This window comes from Ruegeria sp. CRTD044 (assembly GCF_059613485.1).
The window spans coordinates 23026-38266 of the sequence record NZ_JBXWSP010000002.1 but is presented as its reverse complement, the minus strand read 5'-3'; the positions used below and the strand labels follow the sequence as shown (position 1 = coordinate 38266).

The window sequence follows — 15241 nt, the reverse complement described above, 5'->3', positions numbered from 1 at the left end:
TCGGAAATGAAAAACTATTTCTTGCCACAAGCTTATAACAACGCATGGGCCAACCACCGAATTCTGGAGGCTTGCGCGCAAGTGCCCCCCGAGGAACTGGCGAAGCACCGTACTGGTTTCTTCCCGTCCATCATCGAGACTCTCAATCACATTTACACGGTTGATCTTTTCTACGTCACCGCACTGGAAGGCCGGCCAATGGGATTGAACGCCTTCGACCCGGAAACTCCCTATCCCGAATTGCCCGAGCTTTCGGCGCACCAGCGCGCCATCGACCAACGTTTTGTGGATGTTTGCCGCGATGAGAAGGTTTTGGATGAAACTGCACGCGTCAGGATTCCACGTGGGGACGTGGTCCAAGTCGAGCGGTACGACCGCACGATCCTGCACTTGCTGCAGCACCAGATTCATCATCGGGGACAAGTCCATTCGATGCTTTCGGGCACTATGATCGCTCCGCCGCAACTGGATGAGTTCTTCATGGAGTGGGAGGCTGACAGATCGCTGCGGGCCGAGGATTTCACATCTCTGAACCTGACCGAGGAAGAGGTCTGGCAGGGCCTTTAGCTCCGCGGCGGGCGCGCCTTGTAGACCGGCAACTGCCAGCCGAACAGGAGCGATCCGGCCCTCAGCGCCCAGCAGGACAGCGCGCACAGGCCCAGCGCCAGAAGCGTCTCCAGCCCCAGACGGGTGGCCACCACGGCCACCATCGCACCGGTGAAAGCGCACGAGACATAAAGCTCGCCCTGTTTGAGCACCAGCGGCACCTCGTTGCAGACCACGTCGCGCATCAGCCCGCCAAGGCAGCCGGTGGTCACACCCATCAACACCACGATCACGCCCGACTGACCCAGCGCCAGCGCCGCGCCCGTTCCCGCGGCCACGGCGATCGACAGCGCGAAACTGTCCAGCCAGACCAACCAGTTGTAGCGGCTTTCGACAAGATGCGCGGTGAAGAACACGACCACCGCCGCCGCCACCGCGATCAGGATATAGTCAGGTTGGCCCACCCAGAAGACGGGGTGCCGATCCAGCAGCAGATCACGCACCGTGCCACCGCCCACCGCCGTCAGACAGGCGATGAAGGCAAACCCCACAAGATCCAGCTGTGCCCGGCTGGCCACCAGCGCCCCGGTCAGCGCAAAGACCAGAACCGAGGCATAGTCCAGCAGGGCCAGCCCGCTCATGTGCGGGCCTTTTTCGGCTTGAACGGGGCCATGCCTGCGCGCGCCAACTCATCTGCGCGTTCGTTTTCGGGGTGGCCAGCATGGCCCTTGACCCATTCCCAGGTCACGTCATGGCGCTGTTGGGCTTCGTCCAGCCGCTGCCACAGGTCCACGTTCTTGACGGGTTTCCTGCTTGCGGTCTTCCAGCCGTTGCGCTTCCACCCGTGAATCCAGCCGGTCACCCCGTTTTTCACGTAGGCGCTATCGGTTACAATGGTAATTTTCGAGGGCCGCTCCAGTGTCTCGAGCGCGCTGATCGCGGCCAGCAGCTCCATCCGGTTGTTGGTGGTCTCGGCTTCGCCGCCGTTCAACTCGCGCTCTTTCAGGACGGTTTCTCCATCCATCGCCCGCAGCAGCACGCCCCAGCCTCCGGGGCCGGGATTGCCGGAACAGGCGCCATCGGTATAGGCAAACAGATCAGGCATGGGCCAGCACCAGAATGAAACCGTCATACGATCCGGCCAGCCCCTTTCCCATACCGGTGGTGACACGGTCAATGACGAACCCGGCCTCGATCAACGCGGTCTCGATCTCGGGGCGCGAGAAATAGGTGTAGTAGCGGTCCAGTTCGTCGCGATGCTCTCCGGTGCCCAGTTTGAGGCCCAGAAAGAACACGCCGCCCGGCTTAAGGGCCCGGTGGATGGCGGCCAGGTGTCGCGGGAAATCGGCGCGCGGGGCGTGCAGCAGGGAAAAGCTGGCATAGACCCCATCGTATTCGGCCGTTTCGGTCACGTCGTCGAACGTGCCCAGATGCGCGTCCACGCCATTTGCGCGGGCGTGTTCGACAAAGGCCGGTGTGGCGTCCAGCGCCCGAACCCGCAGCCCCTGGCGCAGAAAGAAACCGCTGTCCGAACCCGGACCCGACCCCAGATCCAGCACCAGCCCGTCGCCGACCGCCTGCGCGAATGCTGCGCGCGCCTCGATCTGTTCGGGCGGCAGCGGCACTTTCAGATAGTCGTCCACACGGGTTGTGTAGGCGTCGATGGTTCGTTTGTCGCTCACAGGAATACTCCAACGGCCAGGCAGGCGAGTACAACGGCGCTCAGCAGCAGCCGCAGTTTCATCCACCAGCGCGGGGTCAGGCCCCAAGACCAGAACAGCGCGTCCAGCACCAGCAGCCCGGCAAAGCCGATCATCAGGTTGGTACCCGCGTCGACCGGCCCGCCGCCGGTGGTGAAGAACGCCCACAGCGCCGGCAGAACCGACAGCCCATAACACAGAGCCGCCCGGCTGCCCGCGGTCTTGGTGGAAAAACCCCATAGAACGCCGGACATGAAGCTGAGGATTACCGCGCCATAAAACAGCTGCACATAGGGCCCCACGAACCGGGGACCCAGCGCGCGGCTGCCCCAGTCGTTCAGGTCTCCGCTCAGGTAGGTCAGCGCGCCCCAGACAAAGGGGATCAGACCGGCCAGGCCCAGAATCAATGGTGCGCGGGGGATGCCGCTCATGCGGGCACGCGCAGAATGCGGGGCACCTTGAACTCGACATTCTCGGTGGCGGTCTCGACGGTTTCGACGGTCACGTCATAGCGATCGCGGAAGGCGTCGATCACCTCGTTCACCAGGACCTCGGGCGCCGAAGCCCCGGCGGTGAGGGCGATGCTGGAAATCCCGTCGAGCGCGCGCCAGTCGATGTCGGAGGCCCGCTGCACCAGCTGGGCATAGGTGCAGCCCGCCTTGGACGCCACCTCGACCAGGCGGCGCGAATTCGAGGAGTTGGGCGCGCCCACCACCAGCAGCGCATCTGACTTGGGTGCGACGGTTTTCACCGCCTCCTGGCGGTTGGTGGTGGCATAGCAGATGTCTTCCTTGTGCGGGCCGACGATGGCCGGGAACCGGTCCTGCAGCGCAGCCACGATGTCGCGCGTGTCGTCCACCGACAGCGTGGTCTGGGTGACGAAGGCCAGTTTTTCAGGGTCGCGGACCTGCACCCTGGCCACATCGTCAACCGTCTCCACCAGCAGAACTTCGCCCTCGGGCAGCTGGCCCATGGTGCCGACGGTTTCAGGGTGGCCCTTGTGCCCGATCATGATCATCTGCAACCCGGCCTCGGCGTGGCGCTGGGCCTCGATATGGACCTTGGACACCAGCGGGCAGGTGGCGTCGACATAGATCATCTCGCGCGCGGCTGCGGCGGCGGGCACCGACTTGGGCACGCCGTGGGCGGAAAAGATCACCGGCCGGTCATCGGGGCATTCGTCCAGCTCTTCGACAAAGACGGCTCCCTTGGCGCGCAGCCCGTCTACGACGAACTTGTTGTGCACGATCTCGTGCCGGACATAGACCGGGGCGCCCCATTTCTGCAAGGCCATTTCCACGATTTTGATCGCGCGGTCCACACCGGCGCAGAACCCGCGCGGGGCGGCCAGATACAGGGTCAGGGGGGGCTTGGTCATGCGTCTGTCTCCTTGAAAGGGACAGGTAAGGCTTTTCCACCTGTTGGTCCAGTCAGGACAGCTTTGTCATCATGCTGACATGAAGTCCTGTTAGCCAATACCCGTTTGAGCACGGGTTCTTGATTAAAGAAGCGCGGCCAGGACAAAAAGTCCTGACCGCGCGATTGCTCCACATGTGTGAGTGGTGGATGGCGGAGTTCTTATTTTCCTGCGACGGCTACCGTGCGCGGTTCATCGGACACGTCCCGTGGAGGGCGTCCGATCACGTCGCGCAGGTCGTCAAGCTCGATGAAATTGTCGGCCTGTCGACGCAACTCGTCCGAAATCATCGGCGGCTGGCTGCGGATGGTCGAGACGACCGAAACGCGCACGCCCTGACGTTGCAGGCTGGCAATCAGCGGGCGGAAATCCCCATCACCCGAAAACAGCACGATATGATCCACGCGCGGCGCAAGCTCCATGGCATCGACAGTCAGTTCGATGTCCATGTTCCCCTTGACCTTACGGCGCCCCATGCTGTCGGTGTATTCCTTGGCCGGCTTGGTCACCATGGTGAAGCCATTGTAATGCAGCCAATCGACAAGCGGACGGATCGGTGAGTATTCGTCGTTTTCTAGCAGCGCTGTGTAGTAGAAGGCTCTGAGAAGCTTGCCTCGACGCATGAATTCCTGGCGAAGCAACTTGTAATCGATGTCAAACCCCAGTGCTTTTGCGGCGGCGTACAGATTCGAGCCGTCGATGAACAGCGCAAGCCGTTCGTCCTTGTAAAACATTAATTTGTCCTTCCGGTATCGCTCAACGCGCGGAGGTGTCTGTGAGTGAAAAAAATAAATTCGCGCATTGATGCCTTTAAAATAGGCTATTTGACCTGTATCGCAAGTATTCTCTGAACGGAATACGGGGATAAAAGTGGTCAAATCCATGTCAAAAGTGGTCGTGGCGTTGGGGGCAAATCTCACCTTGAGAGGAAACGGGCCCAAGGTGACACTCGCGCAGGCTCTCGAGGTCATGGAGGCCAAGGGGCTGGTGATTCGGGCCAAAAGCCGGCTGTTTTCGACCCCCTGCTTCCCTGCGGGCGCCGGCCCGGACTACGTGAACGCAGCCGCTGTGATCGAGACGGAACTGGATCCGCGCGGTGTTCTGGACCTGCTGCACGAGGTCGAGGCCGAGTTCGGCCGCGCCAGGGTTCAGCGTTGGGGTATGCGCACACTCGATCTTGATCTTGTCTGCTGGGACGACCGCGTTCTGCCGGACCTGGACGGATACCGCCGCTGGTTGGATTTGCCGATGGACCAGCAGGTGCGATCCGCGCCCGAACAACTGATAGTGCCGCACCCGCGCCTGCAGGACCGGGCATTCGTGCTGGTTCCAATGGCTGACGTCGCGCCCGATTGGCGCCATCCGGTGCTGGATTTGACCGTCCGGGAAATGATCGGACAGCTGCCTGCGGACGAGGTTGCCGCCGTAACCCCTCTCTGAGCCGCCAATGCTGGGCATTTCCCGCTTGTCAAGGCAGAGATTCGCGCTTAGATAAACCCCTTCCTGACACGGATTCATTTGTGGAGAGCGCCTCATGGCCCGCGTGACGGTCGAAGACTGCGTAGACAAGGTACCGAACCGGTTCGAACTGGTGATGCTTGCCGCCCATCGTGCGCGCGAGATTTCGACTGGCGGATCGATCACCGTTGACCGTGACAACGACAAGAACCCCGTCGTGTCTCTGCGCGAGATTGCAGAAGAAACCCAGACGGCGGACGAGCTGCGTGAACGTCTGATCGAGGCCAACCAGACCCAGATCGAGGTCGACGAGCCCGAAGAAGATCAGATGGCGCTGTTGATGGGTGCAGAGTCGGACAAGCCGGCAGATGACGACATGTCCGAAGAGAAACTCCTGCGTGCCCTGATGGAGGCCCAGGGGCAGGGGTAAGCCCTGCAAGCGAAGGTGCGGACCGGATGATTTCTGTTGAAGACCTGATTGCGCTGGTCCGCAACTACAACCCCAAGACAAATGCAGATCGCATCGCCCGGGCCTACGAGTTCGGACTGCAGATGCATGAAGGGCAGTTCCGGCATTCGGGCGAGCCCTATTTTTCGCATCCCGTCGCAGTCGCCGCCATTCTGACCGAACAGCGTCTGGACGATGCCACGATCATCACCGCGCTGCTGCACGACACGATCGAGGACACCAAGGCCAGCTATTCCAAGATCGCCGAGCTGTTCGGCGACGAGGTGGCGATGCTTGTGGACGGCGTCACCAAGCTGACCAACCTGCAGCTCTCCAGTCGCGAAACCAAGCAGGCGGAAAACTTCCGCAAACTGTTCATGGCCATGTCCAAGGACTTGCGGGTGATCCTGGTCAAGCTGGCCGACCGGCTGCACAACATGCGCACGATCAAGGCAATGCGCCCCGAAAAGCAGGTGCAGAAAGCGCGCGAAACGATGGACATCTACGCGCCGCTGGCCGGCCGGATGGGTATGCAGTGGATGCGCGAAGAGCTTGAGGACCTGGCGTTCCGCGTCCTCAATCCCGAAGGCCGCCAGTCGATCATCCGCCGCTTCATCACGCTGCAGCGCGAAACCGGTGACGTGATTCACCGGATCACCGGTGACATGCGGCACGAGCTTGAGAAAGCGGGGATCGAGGCCGAAGTCTTTGGTCGCGCCAAGAAACCCTATTCGATCTGGCGCAAGATGCAGGAGAAGGATCAGGGCTTCTCTCGCTTGTCCGACATCTATGGCTTCCGCATCATCACCCAGACCGAAGAAGACTGCTATCGCACCCTTGGGGCCATCCACCAGCGCTGGCGCGCGGTGCCGGGACGGTTCAAGGACTATATCAGCCAGCCGAAATCGAACGGCTACCGGTCGATCCATACAACGGTCTCGGGCCGTGACGGCAAGCGGGTCGAGGTGCAGATCCGTACCCGTCAGATGCATGACGTCGCCGAGACCGGTGTTGCCGCGCACTGGTCCTATCGTGACGGTGTGCGGACGGAAAACCCCTTTGCGGTCGATCCGGCGAAGTGGATCGCCAACCTGACCGAGCAGTTCGATACCGAGGAAGACCACGAAGATTTCCTCGAGGCGGTCAAGCTCGAGATGTATTCGGACCAGGTCTTCTGCTTCACCCCCAAAGGCGATGTGGTGAAACTGCCGCGTGGTGCGACCCCGATCGATTTCGCCTACGCGATCCATACGCGCATCGGCCATGCCTGTGTCGGGGCCAAGGTGGACGGTATTCGCGTGCCGCTGTGGACGCGGCTCAAGAATGGCCAATCGGTCGACATCATCACCGCCGACGGCCAGACCCCGCAGGTTACGTGGCTCGAGATTGCGGTGACTGGCAAGGCCCGCACCGCCATCCGCCGCGCCCTGCGCGAGGTTGACCGTGAACGGTTCATCAAACTGGGGCGCGAACTGGTCCGCGCGGGGTTCGAGCATGTCGGCCGCAAGGCGACCGACAAGGCATTGGAAACCGCCGCCAAACACCTGCGCATCAAGAACAGCGATGAGTTGCTGGCCCGCGTCGGCAGTGCCGAACTGACCGCCCATGATGTGGTGGCCGCGGTCTATCCCGACCTGACCCGCGACGAGGGCGAAGCAATCCCCTTGCGTCGCGCCGTGATCGGGCTTGAGCCGGGGCAGGGGTTTGAACGCGCGCCTTGCTGCCAGCCTTTGCCGGGCGAACGCATCGTGGGCATCACGTCTCGGGGCAAGGGCGTGGTGGTGCATTCCATCGATTGCGATCGCCTTGCCGAATTCGAGGATCAGCCGCAACGGTGGGTGAATCTTCACTGGCATACCGGCACGCATCCGGCCGCTTACGGCGCCACGTTGGAACTGACCATCGGTAATGACGCCGGCGTGCTGGGACGTATTTGCACATTGATCGGCGAGAAAAAGGCCAATATCTCGAACCTGGAATTCGTGGACCGGAAGCCTGATTTCTATCGTCTGCTGATCAGTATCGAGGTGCGGGATCTTGAACAGCTGCATTCGCTGATGCTGATGCTCGAGGCGGAAAGTGACGTGGCTGCAGTCGAACGGTACCGGGACATGACAAGCGCTGCGGTCGCAGCTGGCTGAGAAGGGGTGATCAGGAGTGGTTTTCAAGCGCCGTGATCGCCGCTCGGTACTCCAGGTCCTGTCCGAGTTGGTCTATCCTCGCGGCGGTTGGACCCGCGCCTTCCACTATGTCAAACACCGTGTCCGTCGTCTTCCGGACTCGCCCGAGCGCATTGCCCGTGGGGTCGGGGCCGGGGTGTTCGCGTCCTTCACTCCTTTCTACGGCCTTCATTTTCTGGTTGCCGCGGTCTTGGCCCGGCTGCTGAACGGCAACATCCTTGCCGCGTTGAGCGGCACGTTCTTCGGCAACCCGTTGACCTACGTTCCGATCGGCGTGGTCTGCCTGCAAACTGGGCATTTCCTGCTGGGCACCGAATACGAAGAGGGTGACACCAAGGGACTGATGGGCAAATTTGCCAGCGCGATGGGGGACCTCAAGGATAACTTCCTGGCGATGTTTTCCGATCGTGTCGCTGATTGGCACGGGCTGTCCCAATTTTATGACGACGTGTTCTTTCCCTACATGATTGGCGGCATCATTCCCGGCATCGTGGCTGGCGTGATCTGCACCTATATCAGCCTGCCGGTGATCCGAACCTATCAGATGCGGCGCCGCGCAAAGATCAAGGCGAAGTTCGAAGAAATCAAACGCTTGGCCGAAGCAAGCTCTGCCGTTCCCCGACCAAACCCGATAGGCTCGGGCGACGCGAGAAAAAAGGATTCGAAGGATGTCTGACACCCCTCTGCGCCTGGGCGTGAATATCGACCATGTCGCCACCGTGCGCAACGCCCGTGGCGGCGCCTATCCCGACCCGCTTCGCGCCGCAAAGCTTGCCGAAGAGGCCGGGGCCGACGGCATCACCGCGCACCTGCGCGAAGACAGGCGGCATATCTCGGATGCCGATATCGACGGGCTGATGGAGGTTCTGTCGGTTCCGCTGAACTTTGAAATGGCGGCTACGGCTGAGATGCAGAAGATCGCTCTGCGCCATAAGCCGCACGCGGTCTGCATCGTCCCCGAAAAGCGCGAGGAACGTACCACCGAAGGTGGCCTGGAAGTCGCGCGTGAGGAAAACCGTCTGGCGCATTTCATCGCGCCCCTTCGTGACGTCGGTTGCCGGGTGTCGATCTTCATCGCCGCAGACCCCAAGCAGATCGAGGCCGCCCATCGCATCGGCGCCGAAGTGATCGAGCTGCACACTGGTGCCTATTGCGACGCCCATGCCGAGGGTCGGGTGGACGACGCGCAACGCGAACTGGAGGCGCTGCGCAAGATGTCTGCCTTTGCCCATTCGCTGGGCCTCGAAGTGCATGCCGGCCATGGCCTGTCCTATGACACGGTCCAGCCCGTTGCCGCCTTCCCCGAAGTGCGCGAGTTGAACATTGGCCATTTCCTGATCGGCGAGTCCATCTTCCGGGGTCTCACCCCAGCGATTCAGGAAATGCGCCGCCTGATGGATGAGGCGCGCCAATGATCCGCTGCCTTGAAGCCTCCTTCTTCTGGATCTCCCGATGCGCTTGAACATTCCCAGGTTTCTTGTCGTCTTCGTAATCACATCGATTGCGGTCCCGGCTGTATTGTTTGGCGTTTCGGCGGTGTTCGGAATTGACTTGTCCAGCAGTTTCCTGCCGTTCATCCCCTTTTTGGCCGCCGCGACTTTCGAAGGACACCGACAGGTTCAGACGCACCAGACCATGCCGGGCAGCGGCGACATGTGGAGCGCCGCACTATGGATGGGCGTCGTCGGCATGTTGACCAACCTTGTCATGGCTGGGCTGTTCTTTCTTGTCGTTCCGGGCATGTCCGAGGGATTGGCCGGTATCCCGGTGAACTTTTTGGTGATCGGTTTCACGATCACCTTTGTCGTGGCATTTCTCATTTCGCGGCTATTCCTGTGGGTGGGCGCCCGGTCGGCGTTCAAGGCTCTTGAAAGGGCAAAGAAAGAGTCGAACTCATGATACTCGGCATCGGTACGGATCTTGCGAATATCGAGCGCATTCAGGGCACGCTCGATCGGTTCGGTGACCGGTTCCGCAACCGTGTCTTCACCGAGACCGAGCAGCGCAAGGCCGAGCGCCGGCGGGATACGGCCGGAACCTACGCCAAGCGCTGGGCCGCGAAAGAGGCGTGCTCCAAGGCGCTGGGCACGGGGCTGCGCATGGGCATCGCTTGGAAGGACATGGCTGTCACCAATCTGCGCACCGGTCAGCCCGTCATGCATGTGACCGGCTGGGCCGCGGAACGGTTGAAGGAAATGACGCCCGAAGGACACGAGGCGATCATCCACGTCACCTTGACCGACGATCATCCATGGGCGCAGGCCTTCGTGGTGATCGAGGCCCGCCCGCTTGGTGATCCCGACGCGGCGGCCTTGACACCCCCGCGACCGCGCCGCATGTAACCCCCCGAGCCGAGCAAGGACTGGAGAGCAGTATGGCCGAGCAAGCCAAATCCGGAAACGCCATCTGGGAGACGATCAAGACAATCGTCTATGCCCTGCTGATCGCGGGCGTTTTCCGCACTCTGTTCTTTCAGCCGTTCTGGATTCCGTCGGGGTCGATGAAACCCACGCTGCTGATCGGTGATTTCCTGTTCGTCAACAAGATGGCCTACGGCTATTCCTACGCGTCCTGCCCCAGCCTGATCATCCCTAGCGTCGGCCTCGATGTCGATGCCGAAGACATCTGCGGCTGGATGGGGGGCGACAATACCCGACTGCTGGGCGGCGAGCCCGAGCGTGGCGACGTCATCGTGTTCCGCCATCCGGTTTCGGGGCGCGACTACATCAAGCGCCTGATCGGCTTGCCCGGAGACAAAATTCAGATCAAGGATGGCGTGGTTTACATCAACGGCACCGAAGCCAAGCAGACCCGGGATGGCACTTTTACCGAAATCGCCGAGCCGCAAGGGCCTCAGCGCCTTCGGCCGCGCTGTGAAAATGGCCCGGTCGGCGTCGGCGGTACCTGTGAAAAGACCCGGATGATCGAAACGCTGCCGGGCGGCGTGTCGCATGAAATCCTGAATATCGGCAATCAGAGTACCGACAACACGGGTGTCTACACCGTGCCGGAAGGGCACTACTTCTTCATGGGCGACAACCGTGACAATTCCAGTGACAGCCGCGTGCCACAGGTCGCAGGCGGCGTCGGCTACGTTCCTTATGAAAACCTGATCGGTCGAGCCGACCGCATCATGTTCTCGTCCGCCGGGCGTTCGATGCTGTTCTTCTGGACCTGGCGCGGTGACCGGTTCTTCAAGGCGGTCAATTGAAGCTTTCGGCCGACATGAAGGCGTTCGAAAAACGCCTTGGACACAGGTTCTCCAACCCTGAACTACTGGTTCGGGCATTGACCCATGGTTCGGTCTCGTCTTCGACACGTCCGGACAACCAGCGGCTCGAGTTTCTGGGTGACCGTGTGCTGGGGCTTGTGATGGCCACCGCCTTGCTCGAAGCGGACCAGAAGGCCACTGAAGGCCAACTGGCCCCCCGTTTCAACGCATTGGTGCGCAAGGAAACCTGTGCCGACGTTGCCCGCCAGATCGATATCGGCGCGGTTCTGAAGCTGGGTAGGTCAGAGATGCTGTCGGGCGGGCGCCGCAAGCAGGCGCTTTTGGGCGACGCCATGGAGGCAGTTATCGCTGCGGTCTATCGCGATGCCGGTTTTGAGGCCGCGCAGAAAGTGATCCTGTCGCTGTGGGGTGACCGGATTCACACGGTCGAAGCGGATGCGCGCGATGCCAAGACATCGCTTCAGGAATGGGCGCAGGCGCGCGGGCAGAAACCGCCCGCCTATGTCGAGATTTCACGAAGCGGTCCGGATCACGCCCCCGTTTTCACCATCGCGGCCCGGCTGCAGGACGGATCCGAGGCCCAAGCAACGGCCGGTTCCAAACGTCAGGCGGAACAGGCGGCCGCGCAGGCTCTGCTGGATCGTCTGACAAGCTGATCTCTTCGATCGCGGCGTTACCTGCTCTTCATCTGTCCGGGAATGTCCGCGATGGCTGGCCACCTATCACGAACCGCGTCTGCAACGGCTAGACCTTGCGGCTCAAACGACCCGCAGGAACCCGGTCAGCCCGGTCTTCTGGTGTTCGATCACATGGCAGTGAAAGGCCCAGTCACCCGGATTGTCTGCGACCAGCCCGATTTCCACGACCTCGTCCTTCAACAACAGCATGGTGTCCGTCATCAGCGGCGGCAACTCTCGCAGGTTTGATCGCAACGGCACAAAGACGAGTCCATGCAGATGGATCGGATGCAGGTTCGGAGATACATTGCGCAGCCTCAAGACGTAGCTTTTGCCCAGTTCCAGCGTCGCCAATGGCCCGACATCCGAGGAAGCATCTCCGGACCAGGGAACCCGGTTGATGGACCAGAAATTGTATCCAAGAGACCCGCAGAACCCATTGTCCGGCAGTTCACCTTCTGGCGTCCATCCGAAGACGAATTCGTGCACCTGAGCGTTGCTGAGATCGGGCAGGGCGACCGGGTTCTTCGGCAAAGGCTTCAGTTCTCTCAGGTCTCGACTCGCGGATTGCCCGACCGATCGCAGGCTGGCCATCGTCCTCAAGGGCTGACCGGGCAGTTTGGCCACAAGATCGACCTGTGCCCCTTCGCCGTCTGGCATCGCAACGGCAAAATCCACACGCTGACCGGGGCCCAACAGCAGGGGATCGTCGGCACTCGGCATCGGTAGTTCGGCGGTGACCGGGTGACCGTCCCACGCGATGACCTGCGCGTTTCCGTCCGTTAGGTGCAACTTGTAGATCCGGGCCGTGTCCGAATTGAGCAGTCGCAGCCGCACGAGGCTGCCGGCTGCGTGATCATAGATTGGGTGCTGGTGCCAGTTCGCGGTCTGCAAATTGCCGAAAGTTCCGGCTCTGGCCGCGCCCCGCTGGGTGTAGGCGGGCAGAAATGCCCCCCTCTCGTCCAGGCGAAAGTCCCGCAGGTTGATCACTTGCTCGCTGTCGAACCCGACGTCTTCAGGCTCGGCGATGACCATCACTCCGGTCAGACCGTGCGCCATCTGCTCCATCGTCATGCAGTGCGGGTGATACCAGTAGGTTCCGGCATCTGGGGGTGTGAACTCGTAGGTGAAGCTTTCGTTCTCTCCCAGCGGCATCTGCGTCAGATAAGGCACGCCATCCATATCATTGCGGATGCGCATCCCGTGCCAGTGCATCGAGGTATAGTCGGACAGAGTGTTTTTGACCGTCAGTCTCATCGCTTCACCCTGACGTCCAAAATGGATGGGCGGAGGAGCGTCGGGGCTCAGGCTGACCATTCCTTGCGTAGGCTGGTCCCGAAACATGTAGCTGGCGCTTTGAACCACCAGTTCCTGATCGGAGCTATTGGACGCGAATGCAAGTCCACCCAAGCCTGCGGCCCCCATTGCGGCGCCGCCCGATAAAAGAAACTCCCGTCGTCTCATGCCTGATCCTCAAGATGCGGGTCTGCGGCCTGGCTGGGATCGGCTTGGCCTGTGCGCCTATCCTGCCATTCCCGTACCGGCCCGGCAATGCGACAAATGCCTCTGGCCCGCTGTGCCTTTCTGCGATAGGGATGCGCACTTGAAAACAGGATCACCACACAATGACGACACGCGCCGGATTCATCGCCCTGATCGGAGAGCCCAATGCAGGCAAATCCACCCTTCTGAACCGCATGGTCGGGGCCAAGGTCTCGATCGTGACGCACAAGGTGCAGACCACGCGCGCGCGCATTCGCGGCGTCGCCATGGAGGGCGAATCGCAACTGGTTTTCGTCGACACGCCCGGCCTGTTCAAACCCCGCCGCCGGCTTGACCGCGCGATGGTCGCGGCGGCCTGGGGCGGCGCGGCCGATGCCGACATCATCGTGCTGATGGTCGAAGCGCATCGCGGTATCACCGAAGGCGTCGAGCGCATCCTGGATGGCCTGTCCGAGATCGCGCAGGGCCGCAAGGTGGCGCTGGCGATCAACAAGATCGACCGGGTCGAAGCCCCCGCGCTGCTGTCTCTTACCCGCGACCTGAATGACCGCTTCCCCTTTGCCGAAACCTTCATGATTTCGGCCGAGAAGGGCCACGGCGTCGAGGACCTGCGTGTCTGGCTGGCACAGCATCTGCCCGAAGGCCCCTGGCTCTACCCCGAAGACCAGATCGCCGATCTGCCGCTGCGCATGATCGCGGCCGAGATCACGCGCGAGAAGCTGACCCTGCGGCTGCATCAGGAACTGCCCTATCAGCTGACGGTCGAGACCGAGAACTGGGAAGAGCGCAAGGATGGTTCGGCCAAGATCGACCAGATCATCTATGTCATGCGCGACGGCCACAAGGGCATCGTGCTGGGCAAGCGCGGCGAGACGATCAAGGCCGTCAGCCAGGCCGCCCGGGCCGAGTTGGAGGAATTCCTTGATCGCAAGGTCCACCTGTTCCTGCAGGTGAAGGTCCGGCCCAACTGGCTGGAAGAGGCCGAGCGCTACTCGGAAATGGGGCTGGATTTCAAAGACGGCAACGCATGACCCGGCTGACGGCCGAGTTCTGGGTCCACGCCTACTTGGCCCGGCTGCGCCTGCACGAGATCCCCGCCTACGTCGTAAGCCATGGCGACGACACTGCCGGCGCGGTTCTGGTCAAGCTCAACACGCTCGACGGAAATGCCACCGCCTTTCAGCGCAGCTTCGACCTGCTCAGCGGCGCGCGCAAATGGATCGAGCTGGCCAAAGGTCCCGAGGCCGAGGTGGACGAGGCCATCGCCCGTCAGCGCAGCTTTGACCCCGACCTCTGGGTGATCGAGGTCGAAGACCGGCAAGGCCGGCATCTGTTGAACGAAGAGGGGCTGGACTAGGGCTGCCTTACCACAAAGGCGACAGCGCCAGCCAGACGCCCGCGAACATGGCGATCCCGCCCAGGTTCACCCAGATATGCCAGATCGCGTAGCGGTAGGGCAGCGTCTTGCGGGCGTAGAACGCGGTTCCGATCACATAGCAGCCGGACCCGGCCAGAATGCACCACAACGTCGCCACCGGTACGCCCCGTAGGTCGGGCAGGGCCAGCAGCCCCAGCGCGCCCAACCCCAGATAGGATGCGGTTGACCAGCGAGATTTCACCGTCTCGTTGGTGATCTTGTTCCAGACCGCCACCGCCGTCAGCGCCCAGCACACCACCAGCAGACCCAGGGTCCAGGGCGTGCCAGCCAGAACGAAGAATGGCGTGAAGGTGCCCGTAATGCTGGGATAGATCGCGGCGTGGTCGATGCGCCGCAGCAGTGTTCGCTGCTCGTGCAGCGGTAGAAAGTGATAGGCCCAGGACGCCAGGTTCGACGCCAGCGCACACAGGACGTAAACCACGACGGCGGCCACCAGCGCGGCTTGCAGATGGGTTGCCGCCTTAGCCACCAGCAAGCCGCCCGCAATCAAGATCAACGCCAGGCCCACTGAATGCACCGTCATGTCCGCGCGGCGGAAGGCAGGGTTGAAACTGGGAAAGGTCGCGTCGGTCATGTCTGGTCTCGTGGCTGCCTGTTCTGGGTAATATCGCCCTGGGTCCAAGTCCACAATTCCGACACGTC

The 15241-nt window shown here is 61.8% G+C and carries 20 protein-coding genes; 12 read left to right on the top strand and 8 right to left on the bottom strand.

All coding sequences use genetic code 11. From position 1 onward, the window contains the following. Window positions 1-6 precede the first annotated feature (6 nt). A complete protein-coding gene (locus AC2FNL_RS00410; RefSeq protein ID WP_496831639.1) occupies window positions 7-567 on the top strand; it encodes a DinB family protein in 561 nt (186 codons plus the stop codon). Here the strand turns inward: AC2FNL_RS00410 and AC2FNL_RS00405 are convergent. From AC2FNL_RS00405 to AC2FNL_RS00380, 6 genes are all read right to left on the bottom strand, one after another. Then, window positions 564-1187, bottom strand: coding sequence for a trimeric intracellular cation channel family protein (locus AC2FNL_RS00405; RefSeq protein ID WP_496831637.1), 624 nt, complete (start codon window positions 1185-1187; stop codon window positions 564-566). The two genes, AC2FNL_RS00410 and AC2FNL_RS00405, sit on opposite strands and share 4 nt — an antisense overlap. Continuing rightward, window positions 1184-1651 carry a ribonuclease HI gene (gene rnhA / locus AC2FNL_RS00400; protein ID WP_170462023.1) on the bottom strand — a complete coding sequence of 156 codons (468 nt, stop codon included), beginning with the start codon at window positions 1649-1651 and terminating at the stop codon, window positions 1184-1186. The genes AC2FNL_RS00405 and rnhA overlap by 4 nt, the downstream gene beginning before the upstream one ends. Beyond that, the gene (locus AC2FNL_RS00395; RefSeq protein ID WP_496831636.1) at window positions 1644-2228 is read right to left on the bottom strand and encodes a class I SAM-dependent methyltransferase; all 585 of its coding nucleotides are present in this window, start codon (window positions 2226-2228) and stop codon (window positions 1644-1646) included. Before AC2FNL_RS00395 ends, rnhA begins: the two co-directional genes overlap by 8 nt. After that, entirely contained in the window at window positions 2225-2677 is a 453-nt protein-coding gene (locus AC2FNL_RS00390; RefSeq protein ID WP_496831634.1) for a DUF3429 domain-containing protein, read from the bottom strand. Before AC2FNL_RS00390 ends, AC2FNL_RS00395 begins: the two co-directional genes overlap by 4 nt. Further along, the gene (gene ispH, locus AC2FNL_RS00385) at window positions 2674-3624 is read right to left on the bottom strand and encodes a 4-hydroxy-3-methylbut-2-enyl diphosphate reductase (protein WP_496831632.1); all 951 of its coding nucleotides are present in this window, start codon (window positions 3622-3624) and stop codon (window positions 2674-2676) included. Before ispH ends, AC2FNL_RS00390 begins: the two co-directional genes overlap by 4 nt. A 200-nt stretch (window positions 3625-3824) precedes the next feature. Further along, on the bottom strand, window positions 3825-4397 hold the full coding sequence (locus tag AC2FNL_RS00380) for a LabA-like NYN domain-containing protein (RefSeq protein ID WP_093965260.1): 573 nt from the start codon (window positions 4395-4397) through the stop codon (window positions 3825-3827). Between the two features lie 148 nt (window positions 4398-4545). On the opposite strand from AC2FNL_RS00380, the gene folK reads away from it, so the two are divergent. The 9 genes from folK to rnc all read left to right on the top strand — a co-directional run bounded on the left by folK (window position 4546) and on the right by rnc (window position 11637). Next, window positions 4546-5103, top strand: a complete 558-nt coding sequence (gene folK, locus AC2FNL_RS00375) for a 2-amino-4-hydroxy-6-hydroxymethyldihydropteridine diphosphokinase (protein WP_170342677.1) — start codon at window positions 4546-4548, stop codon at window positions 5101-5103. Window positions 5104-5197: 94 nt separating this feature from the next. Next, window positions 5198-5551, top strand: coding sequence for a DNA-directed RNA polymerase subunit omega (gene rpoZ, locus AC2FNL_RS00370; RefSeq protein WP_093965263.1), 354 nt, complete (start codon window positions 5198-5200; stop codon window positions 5549-5551). Window positions 5552-5577: 26 nt separating this feature from the next. Continuing rightward, on the top strand, window positions 5578-7710 hold the full coding sequence (locus tag AC2FNL_RS00365; RefSeq protein WP_093965265.1) for a RelA/SpoT family protein: 2133 nt from the start codon (window positions 5578-5580) through the stop codon (window positions 7708-7710). A 16-nt stretch (window positions 7711-7726) separates the two neighbouring features. Further along, window positions 7727-8425: a DUF2062 domain-containing protein gene (locus AC2FNL_RS00360; RefSeq protein ID WP_170366279.1), complete on the top strand. Its 699-nt coding sequence runs from the start codon at window positions 7727-7729 to the stop codon at window positions 8423-8425. Then, window positions 8418-9164, top strand: coding sequence for a pyridoxine 5'-phosphate synthase (locus tag AC2FNL_RS00355; protein WP_496831628.1), 747 nt, complete (start codon window positions 8418-8420; stop codon window positions 9162-9164). Before AC2FNL_RS00360 ends, AC2FNL_RS00355 begins: the two co-directional genes overlap by 8 nt. Window positions 9165-9201: 37 nt before the next feature. Next, window positions 9202-9648: an ABZJ_00895 family protein gene (locus AC2FNL_RS00350; protein ID WP_170584928.1), complete on the top strand. Its 447-nt coding sequence runs from the start codon at window positions 9202-9204 to the stop codon at window positions 9646-9648. Next, a complete protein-coding gene (acpS, locus tag AC2FNL_RS00345; RefSeq protein WP_093965271.1) occupies window positions 9645-10091 on the top strand; it encodes a holo-ACP synthase in 447 nt (148 codons plus the stop codon). The genes AC2FNL_RS00350 and acpS overlap by 4 nt, the downstream gene beginning before the upstream one ends. Window positions 10092-10123: 32 nt before the next feature. Then, on the top strand, window positions 10124-10960 hold the full coding sequence (lepB, locus tag AC2FNL_RS00340; RefSeq protein WP_496831625.1) for a signal peptidase I: 837 nt from the start codon (window positions 10124-10126) through the stop codon (window positions 10958-10960). Continuing rightward, the gene (gene rnc / locus AC2FNL_RS00335) at window positions 10957-11637 is read left to right on the top strand and encodes a ribonuclease III (protein ID WP_170342656.1); all 681 of its coding nucleotides are present in this window, start codon (window positions 10957-10959) and stop codon (window positions 11635-11637) included. The genes lepB and rnc overlap by 4 nt, the downstream gene beginning before the upstream one ends. Before the next feature lie 102 nt (window positions 11638-11739). Here rnc and AC2FNL_RS00330 read toward each other — a convergent pair whose 3' ends face one another. Then, the gene (locus AC2FNL_RS00330) at window positions 11740-13122 is read right to left on the bottom strand and encodes a multicopper oxidase family protein (protein WP_496831623.1); all 1383 of its coding nucleotides are present in this window, start codon (window positions 13120-13122) and stop codon (window positions 11740-11742) included. Between the two features lie 161 nt (window positions 13123-13283). Here AC2FNL_RS00330 and era point away from each other — a divergent pair, with 161 nt between their 5' ends. Together era and AC2FNL_RS00320 are read left to right on the top strand one after the other, a co-directional pair. Then, window positions 13284-14192, top strand: coding sequence for a GTPase Era (era, locus tag AC2FNL_RS00325; protein ID WP_496831621.1), 909 nt, complete (start codon window positions 13284-13286; stop codon window positions 14190-14192). After that, the gene (locus tag AC2FNL_RS00320; RefSeq protein ID WP_093965279.1) at window positions 14189-14518 is read left to right on the top strand and encodes a DUF1491 family protein; all 330 of its coding nucleotides are present in this window, start codon (window positions 14189-14191) and stop codon (window positions 14516-14518) included. Before era ends, AC2FNL_RS00320 begins: the two co-directional genes overlap by 4 nt. Window positions 14519-14525: 7 nt before the next feature. Here AC2FNL_RS00320 and trhA read toward each other — a convergent pair whose 3' ends face one another. Then, a complete protein-coding gene (trhA, locus tag AC2FNL_RS00315) occupies window positions 14526-15173 on the bottom strand; it encodes a PAQR family membrane homeostasis protein TrhA (protein WP_093965280.1) in 648 nt (215 codons plus the stop codon). Between the last annotated feature and the right edge of the window lie 68 nt (window positions 15174-15241).